The following is a 16570-nucleotide window of genomic DNA, read 5'->3' on the forward strand; positions in this document are numbered from 1 at the left end:
CAACATCCGGCCGGTATCAGGCGGTTGACGCGCTCCGGCCGTAGTCCGGCAGGTCGATCTTGTCGGAGGGCGGCGACAGCAGCTTGCCGGCGAGCCAGCTCAACCAGGGCTTGCTCGCGAGGCTCAGGGCGGCCTGCTGGAGAGCGATCCCGGTCCGGGTTTGCGGCTGCGCGATACGCGGTCCCACCTTCGGTACGTCCTGGGCCTGGTTGACATAAGGGCGCATGATGCGCTCGTAAGCGGCGAATGCCCTGGCGTGATCGTCGCTTCTCGCGAGCTCGCCGGCGAGCACATAGGCGCCGACGAGCGCGAGGCTCGTGCCCATGCCGCTGACCGGTGAGGCGCAATAGGCGGCGTCGCCGACCAGCGCGACGCGGCCCTTGGACCAGCGAGGCATCTTCACCTGACCGATCGCCTCGAAGTAGAAGTCCTTCACCTCGTCGAGCGCGGCGAGGACGCGCGGCGTCTCCCAGCCGGCGTCCGCGAACCTCTCCTTCAAGAACGCCTTCTGCTCGTCCTGCGTCAGCTTCTCGTAACCTCGAGGCTTCTCCTGCAGCGACAGGGCGGCGCGCGTCGTGCCGAGGTTGTCCGGCCGCAGGAACACGCTGCGGCCGCCCGGCGCGTTGAACCAGCGCGAGACATTGCTGTCGTTCTCGCCGCGCGGGATGGTGAAGTAGGCGATGTACAGATCGAGCGGAACGCGCTCGACCTCATCCCCGAACTGCATTGCGCGCGTGGACGAGCCGATCCCTTCCGCGACGATGACCAGGTCGTACTCGCGCTCGTCGCCGCGCTCGAAGCGGACCCCGACCTTGTCGCCGCGGTCGTCGAGGGCAGCGATCCTGTCGCCGAAGATATAGTCGGCCGAACCGCGGCTGTGATCGAGCAGCAGGCGCGCGAGCTCGCCGCGGAGGATCTCGAGCTCGGCGACAGGGCCGTTGCCGCTGAACTGCTCAGCGCCGATCCTGGCCCGCACGTTGTTTCGCTCGTCCACGAAAGCGATCGCCTCCTCGTGCGTCGTCCGCTCGCGGATCGCCTCCTCGAGCCCCATGCGCTGGACGACCTTCCGGCCGGCACCGCGCACGTCGATGTTCTGCCCGCCGTCCCGGAAGGTCGGGGCGCGCTCCACCACCGTCACCGCCATGCCATGACGGGCCAGCCACCACGCCAGAGCAGGACCCGCGATGCTACCCCCGGTGATCAACACATGTCGCTTCATCGTCTCTTCCCTTGCCCTTCCCGGCGCTGAACGCGGTCCTGACCCGGCGGAGAGCGGCCTCCTGGACGACGACGTCAACCTCGGCCGCGCAGGGATATCACGCGGTGCTGCCACGGGCACGGCCGGGGCCGCCAGGGAGACGGCCGGGGCCGCCATCGAGGCGGGGCAGGGCGAGCGCTCTGGACAGCGGGGCAGCCCGAGAAAGGCCGGACCGTGCCCTCGCGGCGCGAGCGTTCTCGTCGGTGCGCGTCATCGCGCCGCGACTCCTCGCGCCGCGATGTCAACCAGGAGTTGACGTGGTTGACGTCACCGGGGTTGATCGCACGTCGTCCAGCTGCTCTCTCCGCGGGAGCTCCGCCGGGACCTCATGGCCACCCGCTCACGCCAGCGCCGGCGCGGCACCAGGCCCAGGCGGGACTATCGCGGTCACCCCCGCGGATATCGCCCCGACAGCAGGGCGGCCGGGACCGCACGGCGCCGGGCGGCACAGCCGTTGCACAAGTGGTGCTCAAGCATGATCTTGAGCTACCACGCATGTCGGATCCTCGCGTTGCCGCTCGCGCTCCTGGCGCTTGGCCCGTCCATGTGCGGCGGCGACGTCAAGACCTCTCGATCCGCGGGCAGCGAACGCAGCGCAGATAGCGCGGTGCTGGCCGGGTGGCGGCTGCCGCCCGGCGCCGGCCCGAGCTTGCAGCCGCCACCCGGCCAGCACCGCCGCCACCACCAAGGCGAGCAGCGCGACCAGCGCCTCGACCGGGGGGCCGACCGGCGGCGACCCACCGACACATCCACGGCCGACTGCTCCCCTTACCAGGCCCGGTGGGCTCGCGCCGCTGAACGGCGGCACCACGGGCGGCGAAGGTGGACAGGCGGTTATGGTCTCGCGCGCAGATGCGCTCACGGCAGCCGTGCTGTCCGCTGAGCCGTGGCGCTAGCGCAGCCGAAGCGCTTGCTTCAGCGCTGGCAAGGAGCGACGGCTCACCGAGACGGTCTGACCATCGGAGAGGTGGAGCAGCGCACCGCCCGCCTCCGGCGTCAGCGCCCGCACCGCGTTCGCGCGAACGAGCTCGGCCCGATGCACGCGGACGAAGCCGAAGGGCGCGAGGCGCTCCTCCAGCGTGCTCAGGCTCTCTCGCAAGAGATGCTCCTCGCCGTCGAGGAGGAAAGCTGTGTACTTGTCGTCGGCGCGAAAGCGCGTGACGCGGAGCGGATCGAAGAAGCGGACCTTGCCCCCGTCGTGAACGGTCAGGAGCGCGGCCGTGCTCACCCCGGCGGCCGCTTCGACGGCGCGCTCCACGGACGCCGGCGCCGCCGGGGCCGCCGTCACCGGGGACGGCTCCGGTGGGGGCGCCGGGGCGGCCATGACCGATCGCGCGCGCAGGCGCTGCCTGACCTTCTCCAGGGCCCGCTCGAGGCGCTCCTGCACCACGGGCTTGAGCAGATAGTCCACCGCGTCGGCCTCGAAGGCGAGCGCCGCGTACTGCGCGTGCGCCGTGGTGAAGACCACGAGCGGCGCGCCGACCGCCTCCGCCACGCCGAACCCGTCCAGTCCCGGCATGTCCACGTCGAGCAGGAGCAGGTCGGGGTGGAGCTCGCGTGCGCGCTCGAGCGCGTGCGCGCCCGTCGCCGCCTCTCCGACCACCTCGATGTCCTCGACGCGGGCGAGCATGCGCACGAGCCGCGCCCGCGCGAGCGCTTCGTCGTCCACGACGAGCACGCGCATGGTCATCGATTCCACCGCGCCGGCAAGCGCAGCCGGGCCATGAACCCTCCCTCGGGACCGACCCCCGCGGACAGACGGCCGTCTTCTCCATAGAGGAGCCGCAGCCGTTCCCGCAGATCCAGCAGGCTGGTGCCGGTTCCACGATGACTCGAGCCCTCCGGGCCTGGGCCATCGTCGAGCACGGACAGCAGCAGATCGTCGCCCGTGAGCTCGGCGCGGAGGGTCACGGAGCCACCCTCCACGCGGCGGCTGGCGCCGTGCTTGACGGCGTTCTCCACGAGCGGCTGGAGCAGCATCGGCGGCACCTCGATGGAGTGGAGCGCCGGGTCCACGAGGACCGCATACCGGAGCCGCTCCCGGAAGCGGATCCGCTCGACCTCCAGATACTCGGTCACGTTCGAGATCTCGTCGCCGAGCGGGACGACGTGGCGCTCCGAGCCTTCGAGAGAGTAGCGAAAGAGCCTGGCGAGCCGCCCCAGGGTCTCCTCGGCGAGCTCGGGATCGGTGGCGATGAGGCTCATGACGCTGTTCAGGCTGTTGTACAGGAAATGAGGGTTCGTCCGCACCTGGAGCAGCCGCACGCGCGCATCGAGCGCGGCGAGCTGCTCGCGGTGCGCCAGGAGCTTCTCCGTGCGGATGCGGGCCATGAACTGCACGTACGTGTAGACCGCGCCGAGCCACACAAAGCTGAGGAGGACGCCTCTCACGATGAGGCCGAGCGGGTCCTCCACCATGTCCGGTGACACCACGCGCAACACCGGAATCAACAGCAGCGTGCCCGCGGTCACGACGACGGCGCTGGTCAGCCCGTAGACGGCGAACCGGACGGGACGGGCGAGCTGCTGGAGAGGTAATCGAGCCAGACCGGCGTTGTAGGCAGCGGCGTGCGCGAGCAACATCGCGTTGGTGTACAGCGCGATCGCAGCCACGCCGCGCAGCGCGCTCGCCCAGCGCCCGGGGGGCTGAGCCCATCGGAGCACGTCGATCGCGTCCTCGTCGAGCAGCAGGCTGATGAAAGGCGGCGCGACCGCGCCAAACCACATCGCCGCGCGCGGGATGAGGACGGGTCGCGACGGCCTTGTCTCACTGCGGGCGGCGGCCACGATGCCACAGGATAGCAGATGGCCGCCGCGCCGAGAGCCGAACGCGACGAACGGTCGCCGACGCGCGACGAGCGGCAGCGCCGCGTGACGAGCGGCAGCGCCGCGTGACGAGCGGCGGCGAGGGCGGCGCAGGGCGGCGCAGGGCGGCGCAGGGCGCGAGGTTCTGCGCGCCGGCCGCGATCCGCGCCGTCCGCTCGCGCGCTGATGCCGCCGGTCGCGCGTTTCCGTGCCCTCGTCGGCCGGCGCGAGCCGCGGCCGCTCGCGGAAGGCAGGGTGAGCTCGCGGCGTGCCGATGGCGCGCAAGCAAGGGAGAGAGCGATGGTCGCGACGCGACAGAAGGGGCGCCGATGGACGCGCCTCGCAGGAGCTACAGTGGTCTCCCTCGCGCTCCTCGGCGTCAGCGCGCAATGGCTGGTCGCCGGCGCGGGCTGGCGCCGTGCTCCGGACGGCGCCGCGGCGGGCCCGCTCGGGCCTCTGTCGGCCTTCGCGCTGCCGGCCGGAGAGGGAATGCGCTTCGAAGGGCACGTCGTGCAGCGGCTCGACGCCGGCTCGTACACGTACCTGGAAGTCGAGAGGGCGGAAGGGGAGCGTCGCTGGGTGGTCACCCTGGCGTCGTCGCGAGGCGTGCGCTCCCGGGCCGGCGAGGTGCGGGTCATCGCCATGGGCTTCGCGGAGCGCTTCGCATCGAAGCGGCTCGGGCGCTCGTTCGACGGCCTGTATTTCGCTGTCGTACAGCCCTTGTGACGTCACGACGAAATGATTGAAAAGAGGAGAGATCACATGATGAATGGATGGTTGTTGCAGCGCTTCGCGGTCGGTCTGGGGATGGTCGTCGCCATGGCGGGGGGCGGGTGCGCTGACGACCGCGACGGCGCGTCCTCCGCGAGCGAGGGGGCCGCGGGAGGACCGAACGGCGGTGGAGGCGCGCGGTTCGACGGGTGCTACAAGGGGGAGCTCGAGCCGGACCGAGAGGGCGCCCTCGAGCTCGCGGGGCCCGGCGTCGACGCCGGCACCGGCGCGCTGAAGCCGGGGAGCTACCTCGTCTCGACGACCTACCTCGCCATGAAGCCCGAGATGGCGCAGACGGCGGCAGATCTCGCCGATCCTGTCGTCGAGGGGATGTTCACGATGAAGGGCTTCGTCGCGATGGCGGGCGCGCGCTCTTCCTCGTGCGCGGCGCTCCGCACGCTCACCGTATGGGAGAGCGAACAGGACATGTTCGCCTTCGTCGGCAGCCCGGCGCACGTCAGGGCCATGGGCCAGGCCCACTCCATCAGCCGCGGGACGAGCAACGTGATCTCGTGGGAGGGGAGCGAGCGGGAGGCAACCTGGGAGGAAGCGGCGAAGCGCCTCGGGAGCGAGGCCGGCGGCGATATCTGAGCGAGGCGCCGCTCAGGACCTCGAGCAGGTCGCCCTCGCGCCCTGCGCTGGAGGGTGACCTCCGCCGGCGTTGTGCCATGTCGGCGCAATCAGCGCTGCGACCGCGCAACGCGCTCACCGGCTGACGGCGCCGCGCGGCGCCGCGCGCCCGCGAGCACCGCGATCCGTTCGCGTACTGCCGCGATCCGTCAGGGTGCCGCCTCGTGGCACGTCGGCTGCTCAGCCTGCCGGCATGGCCACCGACGCTCCGGCGCTCCTCGCTCCCGCCGGCGGGGACGCCGCGCGCCAGCTCCGCGGCGAGATCGCTTCCTTCATCGGCCTCTCCGCGGCGCTCCTCCTCATGTCGCGCGTCGTCCAGCGGGCCGTGGTCCCCGGCCTGACACCTGCGCTGCACATGGCGTACTCGTGGGGGCTCCTGCTCGTCCTCCTCGTCCCGGTGGCGCTCTACGTGCGCCGCCAGTCGCTGCCGCTCTCGCGCCTCGACGCCTCGTCCTGCCGGGCGGATCCGCGCGGCCTCGCGCGCATCAGGTCCGGGCGGGCGGGCCGCGCCGCCGCGGTCGCGTGAGGGGAGGGGAGAGCGCCGCCATGAGGGACCGCGCGAACCGCGCCGCGATCGCCTACTTCGCCCTGGTGCACGCCGCCGCCCTCTCCGGGCTGCTGCTGCCGATCCGGTGCACCGGCTGCCCGTCGCGCCGGCGGCGCGAGGCCGCGGCCCTCTCCGTACGATTCCTCGATCGGGCTGTAACGTTCGGCCCCCCTCCGAGACTGTGCTCGTAGCGGGATGAGCCGCCGTGGCGCCGGGGACACGCCCGGGCGCAGGCGCGCGCGCGTTCATCGCACGCCGAAACACAGACGACGTCGCGCTCGAGGAGAGCCTGGCGACGATGAGGAGACATCCATGAACGGTCTGCTTCGCAAGGTCCTGCGGTCTGGCACCATGATCTCGGCCGCGGCGCTCATGTCGTCCGCGCTGCTCGGCTGCGGCGGCGGGGACGCGGACGGGGGGACGGGAGGCGGCGGCTCCCCGGGGTCGGGCAAGAACACGTATGTCCTGGTCCACGGCGCCTTCGTGGGCGCCTGGGCATGGGACAAGGTGGTGCCGCTCCTGGAGGCCGGCGGCAACGAGGTGATCGCCCTCGATCTCCCCGCGCACGGCGAGGACCAGACGCCCCTCGCGAGCGCCAGCCTGCAGGCGTATACGGACGCCGTGGTGGAGGCCATCGACAGCGCCTCGCGCCCCGTGGTCCTCGTCGGCCACAGCATGGGCGGCATCGTGGTGAGCGAGGCCGCCGAGCAGCGGCCCGACAAGGTGAAGACGCTCGTCTACCTGACCGCGTTCCTGATGAAGGACGGCCGGTCGCTGAACCAGGAGTGGGCCGACGACGAGGGGGCGGAGATCAAGGCTTATGCGGCCCCGTCGAGCGACGGCACCTCGCTGTCCTTCAAGGAGGGGTGGGCCGAGAACGCCTTCTGCCAGGACTGCTCTCCGGAGGACATCCAGCGGCTCGAGAGCCACCTGCGCGAGGAGCCCGCGAAGCCGTTCGACGAGCCCATCCATGTCACGGAGGAGCGGTGGGGGAGCGTGCCCCGGGTCTACATCGAGGCGCTCAAGGATCTTGCCATCAGCCCTGCCGAGCAGCGATCGCAGTACACGGCGCTGCCTTGCGAGAAGGTGCTCTCGCTCGACGCTGGCCACGCCCCCTTCCTGACGAAGCCGCAGGAGCTCGCGGACGCGCTGACGTCGCTGTGACCCGGGCGGCGGCCGTCGTCCTCCACGGGACGGGCCGCCCCGGATCGGCCTCGATTGATGCGCGGCCGGGCGGCGTGATACCGTGACTCACGTGTCCCACGAGCTCTCGGCCCGCGCCGGCCCCGACGGCACGGCGGCCGCGCTGGCGCCGACGGCGCAGCGCGCGCCGGCCGACACAGGCCCGGTGCTCGCCGCGGGCGCGCCGGCCGACGCGGCCTCCTCCGCTGCGCCCGTGGGCGCGCCGGCCGACGCGGCCCCCTCCGCTGCGCTCGCGGACGACACGGCGCTCGTGCGCCGGCTGCTCGCGGGAGACGAGCAGGCCTTCGAGCGGCTCGTGACCCAGCTCCACACGCCCATGCTCCGGCTGGCCCGGACCATCGCCGGCCCTGCCGGCGCGCAGGAGGTCGTCCAGGAGACATGGGCGGCGGTCTTCGACGGCCTCGTGCGGTTCGAGGGGCGCTCCTCGCTGAAGACATGGGTGTTCAGGATCCTGACGAACCGCGCCAGGACGTGGGGCACGCGAGAGAAGCGCACGGTCCCTGTCTCCTGGCTGGAGGACGCGGATCAGGGCAGCGAGCCGGCGGTCGATCCGGCCCGGTTCGACGGCACGGGCGACTGGGTGAATCCGCCCGTTCCGTGGACGGAGCAGAGCCCGGAAGGCCTCCTGCTGCGCAAGGAGATCGGCGCCGTGCTGCAGCGTGAGCTCGAGGCGCTGGTGCCTGGACAGCGCGCGGTGATCGTCTTGCGCGACGTGGAGGGGTGTCCCTCCGACGAGGTCTGCGAGATCCTGGGTATCAGCGAGGCGAACCAGAGGGTGCTCTTGCACCGTGGCAGATCGAAGCTCAGGGCCGCGCTGGAGCGATACCTGACGAGGGGGTGAGCGCGCATGGTCGTCACGTGCTGTCAGCTGACGGAGATGATCACCGACAGGAGCGAGGGGGCGCTGTCCGCGGAGCAAGAGGAGGGCTGTGCGCGGCACCTCTCGTGGTGTGAGCGGTGTCGCACGTACCTGCGGCAGATGGACCTGACGATCGACGCGCTGAGGGGGATCCCGGGCGAGCCGCTGCACGACGAGGTCCGCGCGGCGCTTTTCGCCCAGTTCCAGCGGCGGAAGACCGCCGCGGATTGAGCTGAGCTTCCCGGGCGGTGGTGGCGCTCAGGCCCGGGGGCGCCGCCGCGGGGGCGCCATGCCCGCCGCGCTGCCGCGAGCCTCGGCCGCGCCCTCCCGGGCCTCTACGGTCACCACGCGAGGCCGGGTCTTGGCAGCGCCGCCGCGGGGCTCGTCCGCGCCGCCGCGTGCCCCGGCCGCGCTGGCCCGCGGTCTGGCCTCGTCAGCCGCGCTGGCCCGCGGTCTGGCCTCGTCGGCCGCGCTGGCCCGCGGTCTGGCCTCGTCGGCCGCGCTGGCCCGCGGTCTGGCCTCGTCGGCCGCGCTGGCCCGCGGTCGCGCCCCGGCCGTGCTGCGCCGCGGCTTGACCTCGGCGTCCGCGCCGCCGCCGCCGCGGGCCTCGTCCGCGCCGCCGCCACCGCGGGCCTCGTCCGCGTCGCCCCGCGCTCCGCCGGGGACGTCATGGTGGTCGCGGCGGACCTGGACCTTGCGGCCCTTCAGGCGGGTGGCGCGCAGCGCCTCGATGACGGTGTCCGCCGCGTCGGCCGGGACCTCCACGGTGGAGAAGCCGTCGGCGATCTGGATCGCGCCTATGTCGCGCGAGCTCAGCGACGCCTCGTTCGCGATCGCGCCGACGAGGTCGGCCGGGCGGATGCCGGCGTTGCGCCCCGCGCCGATGTAGAGCCGCGCGACGTTGCCGTCGGCCTCCCCTCCGTCGCGCCGCGGCCGGGCCTGCGCCTCCCCGGGGCGCCCGCGCGCACCCGGAGGGCCGCGCCACGCGCGGTCGTCGCGGGCGCGCTCCGGCGGAGGCGGCCGGACCGAGGGGATGTCCGCCTCGTTCTCCGGCCGCTCCCCCTCGGTCGCGTGGTGGGCCAGCTTCACCGCGGCGGCGGCGATGTCCATCACGTCGAACTCGTCGGAGAGCGCCTCGACGACGACCCGGAACTGCTCGGCCCCGCCCTCCAGGAGCGCCTCCCGGAGCGAGGCGCGCGTCAGCTCGAGGCGCCGGGCGCGCAGGTCGGCCACGGTCGGGATGGTGGCGGCCTCGATGCGCTGGCCCGTGAGCCGCTCGACGTTGCGTATCAGGTAGTGCTCGCGCGGCTCCACCAGCGTGATCGCCGCCCCCTCGCGGCCGGCGCGGCCCGTGCGGCCGATGCGGTGGACGTACACCTCGGCGGCGCAGGGGACGTCGTAGTTGATGACGTGCGAGACGTGCTCGATGTCGAGCCCCCGCGCCGCGACGTCGGTGGCGACCAGCAGGTCGGCCGTGCCGGCGCGGAAGCGGGCCATCACGCGATCCCGGTGCTCCTGCGAGAACCCGCCGTGCAGCGCCTGGGCCTCGTAGCCGCGGGCGCGCAGCGCCTCCGTCAGCTCGTCCACCTCGTTGCGGGTGCGGCAGAAGATGATCGCCGACGACGGGTCCTCCATGTCGAGCACCCGCGTCAGCGCGGCGGGCTTGTGCGCCCGCGGCACGATGTACGCCGTCTGGCGGACGCGCGGCAGCTCGCCGGGGGCCGCCTTCTCGGCCGCGATCTTGACCCGCACCGGGTCGCGGAGGTGCCGGCCGGCGATCGCCGCGATCCGCGGGGGCAGCGTCGCGGAGAAGAGCACCGTCTGCCGCTCCTTCGGCGTGGCCGAGAGGATCGCCTCCAGCGCCTCGGCGAAGCCCATGTCGAGCATCTCGTCGGCCTCGTCGAGCACGACCGTGCGGATGCCGTCGAGCAGGAGCGTGCCGCGGCCGATGTGGTCGAGGGCGCGGCCCGGCGTGCCCACGATGACGTGGACCCCGCGGCGCAGCGCGCGCAGCTGCTGCCCGAAGGGCTGGCCGCCGTAGACCGACAGCACGTGCACGCCGAGGCGCCGGCCGTAGCGGTGCATCGCCTCGGCCACCTGCATCGCGAGCTCGCGCGTCGGCACGAGCACGAGCGCCGAGGGGCGGGCGGGCGGCTCGCTCCCTATCTCGAGCCGCTCGAGGAGCGGCAGCGCGAACGCCGCCGTCTTCCCGGTGCCGGTGGCGGCCTGCCCGAGCAGGTCGCGCCCGGTCAGGAGGTGCGGGATCGACTCCCGCTGGATGGGGGTGGGCTCCTCGTAGCCGAGCTCGGCGAGCACATCGAGGAGGGCAGGGCCGATGCCGAGCGAGGCGAAGCTGACGGACGGGGTGGTCGGTTCCACGGGAGTTCCACCTCTCATGGGTTCGCGCCGGTGTCATGGCAATCCGGCAGGCGGCGCGGCGCAGGACGCGCCGCGCCCCGGCGGGTCAGCCGAGCTTCGCGGCGAGAGCGCGGTACCGCTCGGACAGGCGCGCGGCGTCCACCTGCCCGAGGAGCGCGCGCGCGGCCTCCTGCGCGCGGGGGTTGCCGTCGGGCGCGCGGCCCGTCGCCTCGAGGTGGAGCTCGAGCGCTCGCCTGCGCTCCGCGAGCGCCTGCCCGGCCCGGCCCCGGAGCTGGAGGAGCTCGGCCTGCTCCGCGCAGAGCGCCGCGTACGCGCCGATCTTCTCGTGATCGCCGAGCAGGGTGGCCGCGCCCGCGGCGTCGAGCCGGTCGAGCATGTCCCGCATCGGACCGAAGAGCCCATCCGCGGTGGTGCGGACGAGCAGCTCCGCCTCGTCGAGCTGGCCGGCGCGCCGGAGCCCGGCGATCCGGCCGATGGCCTCGGCGAGCTGCTCGATCATGCGGAGGATGTAATCGCGCTGCCTGAGCGACATGGAGGTCTCCTGTCCGAGTCTACTACCGCGAGAGGTCCGAGGAGCTCACGCGCGTCGCGCGGCGCGGGCTGGCCCCCTGCCGAGCCCGGGGTGGCCTCGCTCCTGCGCCGCGCATCCTGGGCTGACCATTCTGGAACGATCAGTCCAGAATGCGCCGCAGGAGCGAGGGGCGGGTGCGTCCGGCAGGGGGTCCTCGGCGGGCACCCGGAGTATTCTACCGCCATGGACATCTCCTCCAGCCCGGCCGCGAGCTCTCCCTCCAGCGAGGTGGAGCTGCGCCTGGAGCAGCACCGGCGGGAGCTGACCGGCCACTGCTACCGGATGCTCGGCTCCGCCTTCGACGCGGACGACGCCGTGCAGGAGACGATGGTGCGGGCGTGGCGGAGCTTCGATCAGTTCGAGGGCCGCGCGGCGGTGCGCACGTGGCTGCACCGCATCGCCACCAACGTGTGCCTCGACATGCTCGAGGGCCGGGCGCGGCGGGCCCGGCCGATGGACCTCGGGCCGGTGGGATCGGCCGAGAACCCGGTCCTCGACACGCTGCCGGAGGCGACGTGGATCCTGCCCATCCCCGACGGCCGGGCGCTGGCGGCGTGCGATCCGGCGGAGCTCGTCTCGTCGCGGCAGACGATCCGGCTCGCGTTCGTGGCCGCGCTGCAGCGGCTCCCGCCCCGGCAGCGCGCGGTGCTGCTGCTGAAGGAGGTCCTGTCCTGGGAGGCCGCGGAGATCGCGGAGCTGCTCGGGATGACCGTCGCCTCGGTCAACAGCGCGCTGCAGCGCGCCCGGGCGACGCTGGGGCAGGACGAGAAGACCGACCTCCACGAGCCGATGAACGACGCGCAGCAGTCGCTGCTGGCCCGCTACGTCGAGGCCTTCGAGCGGCAGGACACCGACGCGCTGGTCTCGCTGCTCCGCGAGGACGCGACCTGGTCGATGCCGCCCTACGCGCTGTGGCTGCGGGGGCGCGCCTCGGTGCGCGCGTGGCTCCTCAAGGTGGGCGCGGGGTGCAAGGGCTCGCGGCTCGTGCCGACGGTGGCGAACGGCTCGCCCGCGCTGGCGCAGTACCGGCCGAGCGGCGCGGGGGCCTTCGAGCCGTGGGCGATGCAGGTGATCGAGGTGTCCGCCGGCGAGATCGTCGGGGTGTGCTCGTTCCTCGACGCCCAGCGGCTCTTCCCGCTCTTCGGCCTGCCCCTGCGGCCCGAGCCCTGAAATAGTCTGAAGGCTCGCTCACCGTGGCGGCATCAAGTCCCGTGAGCTGCCCGGAGCCGGGCGGCGAGCGATCGCTCTGTCCCCGGTGTCCAGGCGCGCCTCCTCGTGTCCGCTGACGACCGGCGGGACGCCGCGCGCGCCCCGGAGGCGCGGAGGGCGGCGCCTCCCCCGCGCAGCTCGAGCTTCCTTGTCGCCTCGGTCCCTTCAGGCGACCGTCCCATGTCATCCTCACGAGCGACCGCAATGCGCACGAGACCTGGAACCAGGAACTATGGGCACCGTGGCACGGCGGCTGCATCGCTCGTCAGCCTCGCCGCGTTGACCTTGTTCGCCTGCTTCGAGGTCCCTGTTCCGCCGCCCCCCGGCGGCGTTGCTCCGTCGGCCTCGACGCGCGAGGATCCACCCCCGACGAGCGAGGTGTCGTCCACCACGACGGGGGAGCCGGATCCGCCGGACGAGCCGCCCCCGGCGGAGGCGGAGCTGGTCTCCGGCGCAGACCCCGAGAATGCCTATCTCCGGGCGGTCGCCTCGATGAACGGCAATTGCACTGGCGCGTTCATCAGGACCAGCGACGACGCCAGCGCGCCCGCTCACGTGCTCACCGCCGGTCAATGCGCCCGGCATCCGTTCGAGCTCTCGATGTATTTCGACGTGAGGGTCGATCAGGAGACCGAGGGTACCCCGGGCTTCTATTTCTACGAGTTCCATGACACCGCCGCTGAATCGCTCGTGCAAGCGCTCGGTGTCCGGAACGCGTACGTCACGATGAAGGGAGCCGACCTGGCGCTGATCGAGCTCGATCTCACGATCGGTGAGCTCCAGGCGATCGGCATCGAGCCGCTCCCGCTGGCCGACGCGGCCCCGGCCGCGGGAGAGCCCGTGGAGCTCGCCGGGGTGCCGGTGGAGCACGACGGCGGCGAGTACCAGGACAGGTATGTGCGCCGTGCGCGCTGCAAGGAGCGCGCGCTCAGGGCCGACGTGGTGGAGCACTACTGGTACTGGCGCGACATGCACGTGTACGACTGCCGCGGGATGGGCCCGGGGGCTTCGGGCGGCCCGGCGCTCGACCAGCAGGGGAGGGTCTTCGGGGTCTTCAGCGCGCACTTCAAGACGGTCGAGCCGCTGGACCCCTGCTACCTGGGCTACCCGTGCGAGGTAGGCGGCGGCGAGCCCCCGCGCGGCGTCGAGGGCGCGAGCTACATCGTGGATGCCACGGGGATCGCTGCGTGCTTCGACGCCGGGGGCCGGCTCGATCCGACGAACGCCGGCTGCCAGCTGGACCCCGGCGGACATGCCTCGTTGACCGGGATCCCGTCGCTCATCGCCACGCCGGCCCGGGGCGCGCCGTCCGAGCAGAGCGCCTGGGGCGTCCGCCTCTCCTCGACGTCGGACACACACTACCGTTACAAGGTGGGCCCGATGGAGAGCGTGGATTGCCGATCCGCGGAGGGCTACTCCGCGCCGATCGGGATCGAGGACGACCGGCTCGCGAGCCTCCCGGTGCCCGCGCAGGAGGGCCTGTATGCGCTGTGCATCCTGGCCGGCTCGGGCGGCGTCGGCGGGGCGACATGGCAATCGACAGAGCACCCGACGGTGGTCGTCAAGAAGGTCCATGAGGTCGCCGCGGTCGAAGCGGGCACCGGCGCGACGACGATCACGTCGGAGCAGGGCTTCGACATCGCGAGCCGCGCGGTGGACGCCTACCGGGACCACGCGAGCGACAACGAGGCTCGCCTCGTGGTGAGCTACGGGACCGCGCTCTCGCCCAGGCTGGAGATCGCCGCCGATCGCACCTGGCGTATCCACCTCGGCGTCGAGCTCCGCAGGCAAGGCCTGACGCCGCCCGACGTCGCCGCGTTCGTCGCTTGTCACGAGATCGGCCACGCGCTCGGGGGCTTCCCCTTCAAGCATTCGGGTCAACAGGTGCAGCAGGTCCAGGGCCTGGAGATGGGGGAGTTCGGGACCGTGAGCAGCGCCGAAGGCCAGGCCGATTACTTCGCGTCGAAGGAGTGTTTGCCGCGGCTCTGGTCCGCCGAGCGCGAGGTGAACGCGAGGTTCCGCGAGACGGTGACCGGGTACGTGAAGACCCGCTGCGACGCGGCGTGGAGCGACGTCGACGCACAGAACCTTTGTTATCGGCTCGCCGCGGTCGCCGAGGCCTTCGGTCGCTGGACCGAGCGCATCCCTGTGCCCGACCTGAGCACGCCCGACACGAGCGAGGAGGCGGTGACGAACTACCATAACCCGCCGCCGCAGTGCAGGGTGGACACCATCTTTCAGGGAGCGCTCTGTCAGACGAAGTTCCGCGGCACCGCCATCCCCGGCCTCATCCCGCCGTACGAGCAAGCGCTGACGTTCAGCCCCGAGGTGGAGGCGGCCGCGGCGCCCGACTCGTGCACCGAGGGGCCGGGCGCGCGCCCCCGCTGCTGGTTCGCGCCGGACGTCGCGGCGCCCGACTGCACGGGCATCCCCGAGCTGGGGACGTGCGAGGAGGTCGACGGGCAGACCGCCGTGGTGCTGTGCGACAGCATGAACGGCCTCCAGAAGTTCCCTTGCCTGCCGACGGGGCCCTGCCGGATCGATGAAGAGGGCTGGGCGGTGTGCGGTAACTAGGTTCTCGTCGCCCGAGGACCAGCGCGCGGCGCCGTGGAGCGGAGAGATATGCGGACATCGGGCTCCTGATGGGCCGAGGTCGGCACCGAGATCATCGGGGCCATCGTCCCAGCTTCCCCATGGCGCCGACGTGCACAAGGTCATCGCCGTCCTGCTGGGCCGGGCGCTCTCCGTGCAACTACCGCGCAGCGCAGCGCCGCGCCGCCTGAGCGCGCCCGGCGGGTCGGCGAGGGGATCGCACCGGGCTACATCAGCGCACCGCTGCGGTCTCGCGGGGTCCAATGACGCAGGCTAACCACTCGACGCCAAAACCGCCGTTCAGGTTCATCGATGCACCCTTGACAGCTCTGTCCTCCACGTGATGCAGTGTCTCGAGGGGAGGGGCATGTATCATCGATACCAGCAGGGGTTTCCTGATCGCAGCCGCTTGCACGGCATGAAGATCTCGCTGCTCGCGGGGCTCGTGTCGCTGGTCTCGGCATCATGCGCGCCGGCAGAGCCCGGTCACCCCGCGGATGCGGTCGTCATCGGGGCCATCCTGCCCTTCTCCGGGAGAGAGTCGGCCATCGGCGGCAACCTCGAGAAGGCCATGTTGCTCGCGATCGAGGACCTGAACGCTGCGGGTGGGCTCGACGGGAGGCCGTTCGACGTCGTGAGCCGAGACAGCCACTCGAGCACGGAGCGCGGGCTGAGCCCGCTGCTCGACCTGCTCCACACGGAGCAGGTCGCCTACGTGGTAGGGCCCGAAGAGAATGATCTCGCCCTCAAGATCGCGCCGGAAATGAGGGCGCTCGACGCCTTTCACATGCTGCCGGGGTATGCCGCGCCTTCCGTCGCGCGCAGCGACACGAGGGGAGGCTGGATGCGGCTCGCCCCTTCCCCATTTGCCATTGGCTGTGCGCTGGCGAAGCTCGCCGTCCGCGATGGCGTCGGCACCGTGAATACCCTCGCCGCGCGGGACGACTACAACGCCACCCTCAGCAGCCGGTTCATCACCGCCTTCGTGGAGCTCGGGGGCAAGAGCCTGCCCTCGACGACGTTCGCGCCGGGCGAACAAGCGTACACGACCGAGCTCGAGTCCGGCTTCGGACACCACGCCGATCGCACGTTGCTGGCGGCGTACCCGCTCACCGGCTCGACCATCGTGACCGAATGGACCGCCTCCGGACGCCCTGGTACCTGGTTTCTCGGTCCCGCGCTGCGCACCGAGGTGCTCCTCGCCAACATCCCCACAGGCTCTCTCGATGGATACGTCGGGGTCACGCCTTCGCTCAGCCTGCAGAACGAGTGCCATATCACGGACGCAGCCCGAGAGACGGTCGACTGCACGACCGAGAACGCCGCCGCCTTCATCGGGCACTTCTCCCGCCGGTGGGACCGTGAGGTGCCGTTCCCGGCGGCACACTTCTACTACGACGGTGTCGTCCTCATCGCGATGGGTCTCGCGTACGCAGAGGCGACGCGCGGGGCGATTCCTGAGTCTGGACACGAGCTGCAGCAGATCATCCGCCACCTCAACAGCCCCGACCACGAGAGCGCCTCGTGGCGAGATCTGAAGACGGCGATGACCAAGCTTCGTGCGGGGATCCCTCTCCGATACGTGGGGGCGGCCGCAGAATACGAGTTCGACGAATACGGGGCAAATGAGCATCATTTCATGCAAACGTGGACCATCCGCGGTGATGCCTTCGTTGACCTTGCCCCGGTCGCCGTCACATGCAATTTTTGGAATTGATCTCGATGCAAGATCGACTCTGACGCAGG

At 72.0% G+C, this 16570-nt stretch carries 15 protein-coding genes; 10 read left to right on the forward strand and 5 right to left on the reverse strand.

Going from position 1 to position 16570, the window contains the following annotated elements:
• Nucleotides 1-16: 16 nt before the first annotated feature.
• From WME89_RS04895 to WME89_RS04905, 3 genes are all read right to left on the reverse strand, one after another.
• Nucleotides 17-1219 carry an FAD-dependent monooxygenase gene (locus WME89_RS04895; RefSeq protein WP_438008092.1) on the reverse strand — a complete coding sequence of 401 codons (1203 nt, stop codon included), beginning with the start codon at nucleotides 1217-1219 and terminating at the stop codon, nucleotides 17-19.
• A gap of 931 nt (nucleotides 1220-2150) precedes the next feature.
• Nucleotides 2151-2948: a LytR/AlgR family response regulator transcription factor gene (locus tag WME89_RS04900; protein WP_438008093.1), complete on the reverse strand. Its 798-nt coding sequence runs from the start codon at nucleotides 2946-2948 to the stop codon at nucleotides 2151-2153.
• Nucleotides 2945-3985: a sensor histidine kinase gene (locus WME89_RS04905; RefSeq protein WP_438008094.1), complete on the reverse strand. Its 1041-nt coding sequence runs from the start codon at nucleotides 3983-3985 to the stop codon at nucleotides 2945-2947. The genes WME89_RS04900 and WME89_RS04905 overlap by 4 nt, the downstream gene beginning before the upstream one ends.
• 432 nt (nucleotides 3986-4417) lie before the next feature.
• On the opposite strand from WME89_RS04905, the gene WME89_RS04910 reads away from it, so the two are divergent.
• The 7 genes from WME89_RS04910 to WME89_RS04940 all read left to right on the forward strand — a co-directional run bounded on the left by WME89_RS04910 (nucleotide 4418) and on the right by WME89_RS04940 (nucleotide 8304).
• The gene (locus WME89_RS04910) at nucleotides 4418-4789 is read left to right on the forward strand and encodes a hypothetical protein (RefSeq protein WP_438008095.1); all 372 of its coding nucleotides are present in this window, start codon (nucleotides 4418-4420) and stop codon (nucleotides 4787-4789) included.
• A gap of 36 nt (nucleotides 4790-4825) precedes the next feature.
• Nucleotides 4826-5425, forward strand: coding sequence for an antibiotic biosynthesis monooxygenase (locus WME89_RS04915; protein ID WP_438008096.1), 600 nt, complete (start codon nucleotides 4826-4828; stop codon nucleotides 5423-5425).
• 232 nt (nucleotides 5426-5657) lie between these two features.
• The gene (locus WME89_RS04920; protein ID WP_438008097.1) at nucleotides 5658-5990 is read left to right on the forward strand and encodes a hypothetical protein; all 333 of its coding nucleotides are present in this window, start codon (nucleotides 5658-5660) and stop codon (nucleotides 5988-5990) included.
• 20 nt (nucleotides 5991-6010) lie between these two features.
• The gene (locus WME89_RS04925; RefSeq protein ID WP_438008098.1) at nucleotides 6011-6202 is read left to right on the forward strand and encodes a hypothetical protein; all 192 of its coding nucleotides are present in this window, start codon (nucleotides 6011-6013) and stop codon (nucleotides 6200-6202) included.
• A gap of 121 nt (nucleotides 6203-6323) precedes the next feature.
• The gene (locus WME89_RS04930; RefSeq protein WP_438008099.1) at nucleotides 6324-7175 is read left to right on the forward strand and encodes an alpha/beta fold hydrolase; all 852 of its coding nucleotides are present in this window, start codon (nucleotides 6324-6326) and stop codon (nucleotides 7173-7175) included.
• Nucleotides 7176-7257: 82 nt separating this feature from the next.
• Entirely contained in the window at nucleotides 7258-8055 is a 798-nt protein-coding gene (locus tag WME89_RS04935; protein ID WP_438008100.1) for an RNA polymerase sigma factor, read from the forward strand.
• 6 nt (nucleotides 8056-8061) lie between these two features.
• Nucleotides 8062-8304, forward strand: coding sequence for an anti-sigma factor family protein (locus WME89_RS04940; protein WP_438008101.1), 243 nt, complete (start codon nucleotides 8062-8064; stop codon nucleotides 8302-8304).
• Between the two features lie 27 nt (nucleotides 8305-8331).
• Here the strand turns inward: WME89_RS04940 and WME89_RS04945 are convergent, their stop codons facing one another.
• The gene (locus WME89_RS04945) at nucleotides 8332-10452 is read right to left on the reverse strand and encodes a DEAD/DEAH box helicase (protein WP_438008102.1); all 2121 of its coding nucleotides are present in this window, start codon (nucleotides 10450-10452) and stop codon (nucleotides 8332-8334) included.
• Nucleotides 10453-10537: 85 nt separating this feature from the next.
• Nucleotides 10538-10984 (reverse strand): hypothetical protein, encoded by a 447-nt coding sequence (locus WME89_RS04950; RefSeq protein ID WP_438008103.1) that lies wholly within the window; start codon nucleotides 10982-10984, stop codon nucleotides 10538-10540.
• Nucleotides 10985-11206: 222 nt separating this feature from the next.
• Between WME89_RS04950 and WME89_RS04955 the strand changes: the two genes are divergently transcribed.
• The 3 genes from WME89_RS04955 to WME89_RS04965 all read left to right on the forward strand — a co-directional run bounded on the left by WME89_RS04955 (nucleotide 11207) and on the right by WME89_RS04965 (nucleotide 16541).
• A complete protein-coding gene (locus tag WME89_RS04955) occupies nucleotides 11207-12193 on the forward strand; it encodes a sigma-70 family RNA polymerase sigma factor (RefSeq protein ID WP_438008104.1) in 987 nt (328 codons plus the stop codon).
• Between the two features lie 243 nt (nucleotides 12194-12436).
• Nucleotides 12437-14806: a trypsin-like peptidase domain-containing protein gene (locus WME89_RS04960; RefSeq protein ID WP_438008105.1), complete on the forward strand. Its 2370-nt coding sequence runs from the start codon at nucleotides 12437-12439 to the stop codon at nucleotides 14804-14806.
• Nucleotides 14807-15191: 385 nt separating this feature from the next.
• The gene (locus WME89_RS04965; protein ID WP_438008106.1) at nucleotides 15192-16541 is read left to right on the forward strand and encodes an ABC transporter substrate-binding protein; all 1350 of its coding nucleotides are present in this window, start codon (nucleotides 15192-15194) and stop codon (nucleotides 16539-16541) included.
• The last annotated feature ends 29 nt before the right edge of the window (nucleotides 16542-16570 follow it).

It is taken from the genome of Sorangium sp. So ce321 (assembly GCF_051530195.1).
Lineage (GTDB): Bacteria > Myxococcota_A > Polyangia > Polyangiales > Polyangiaceae > Sorangium.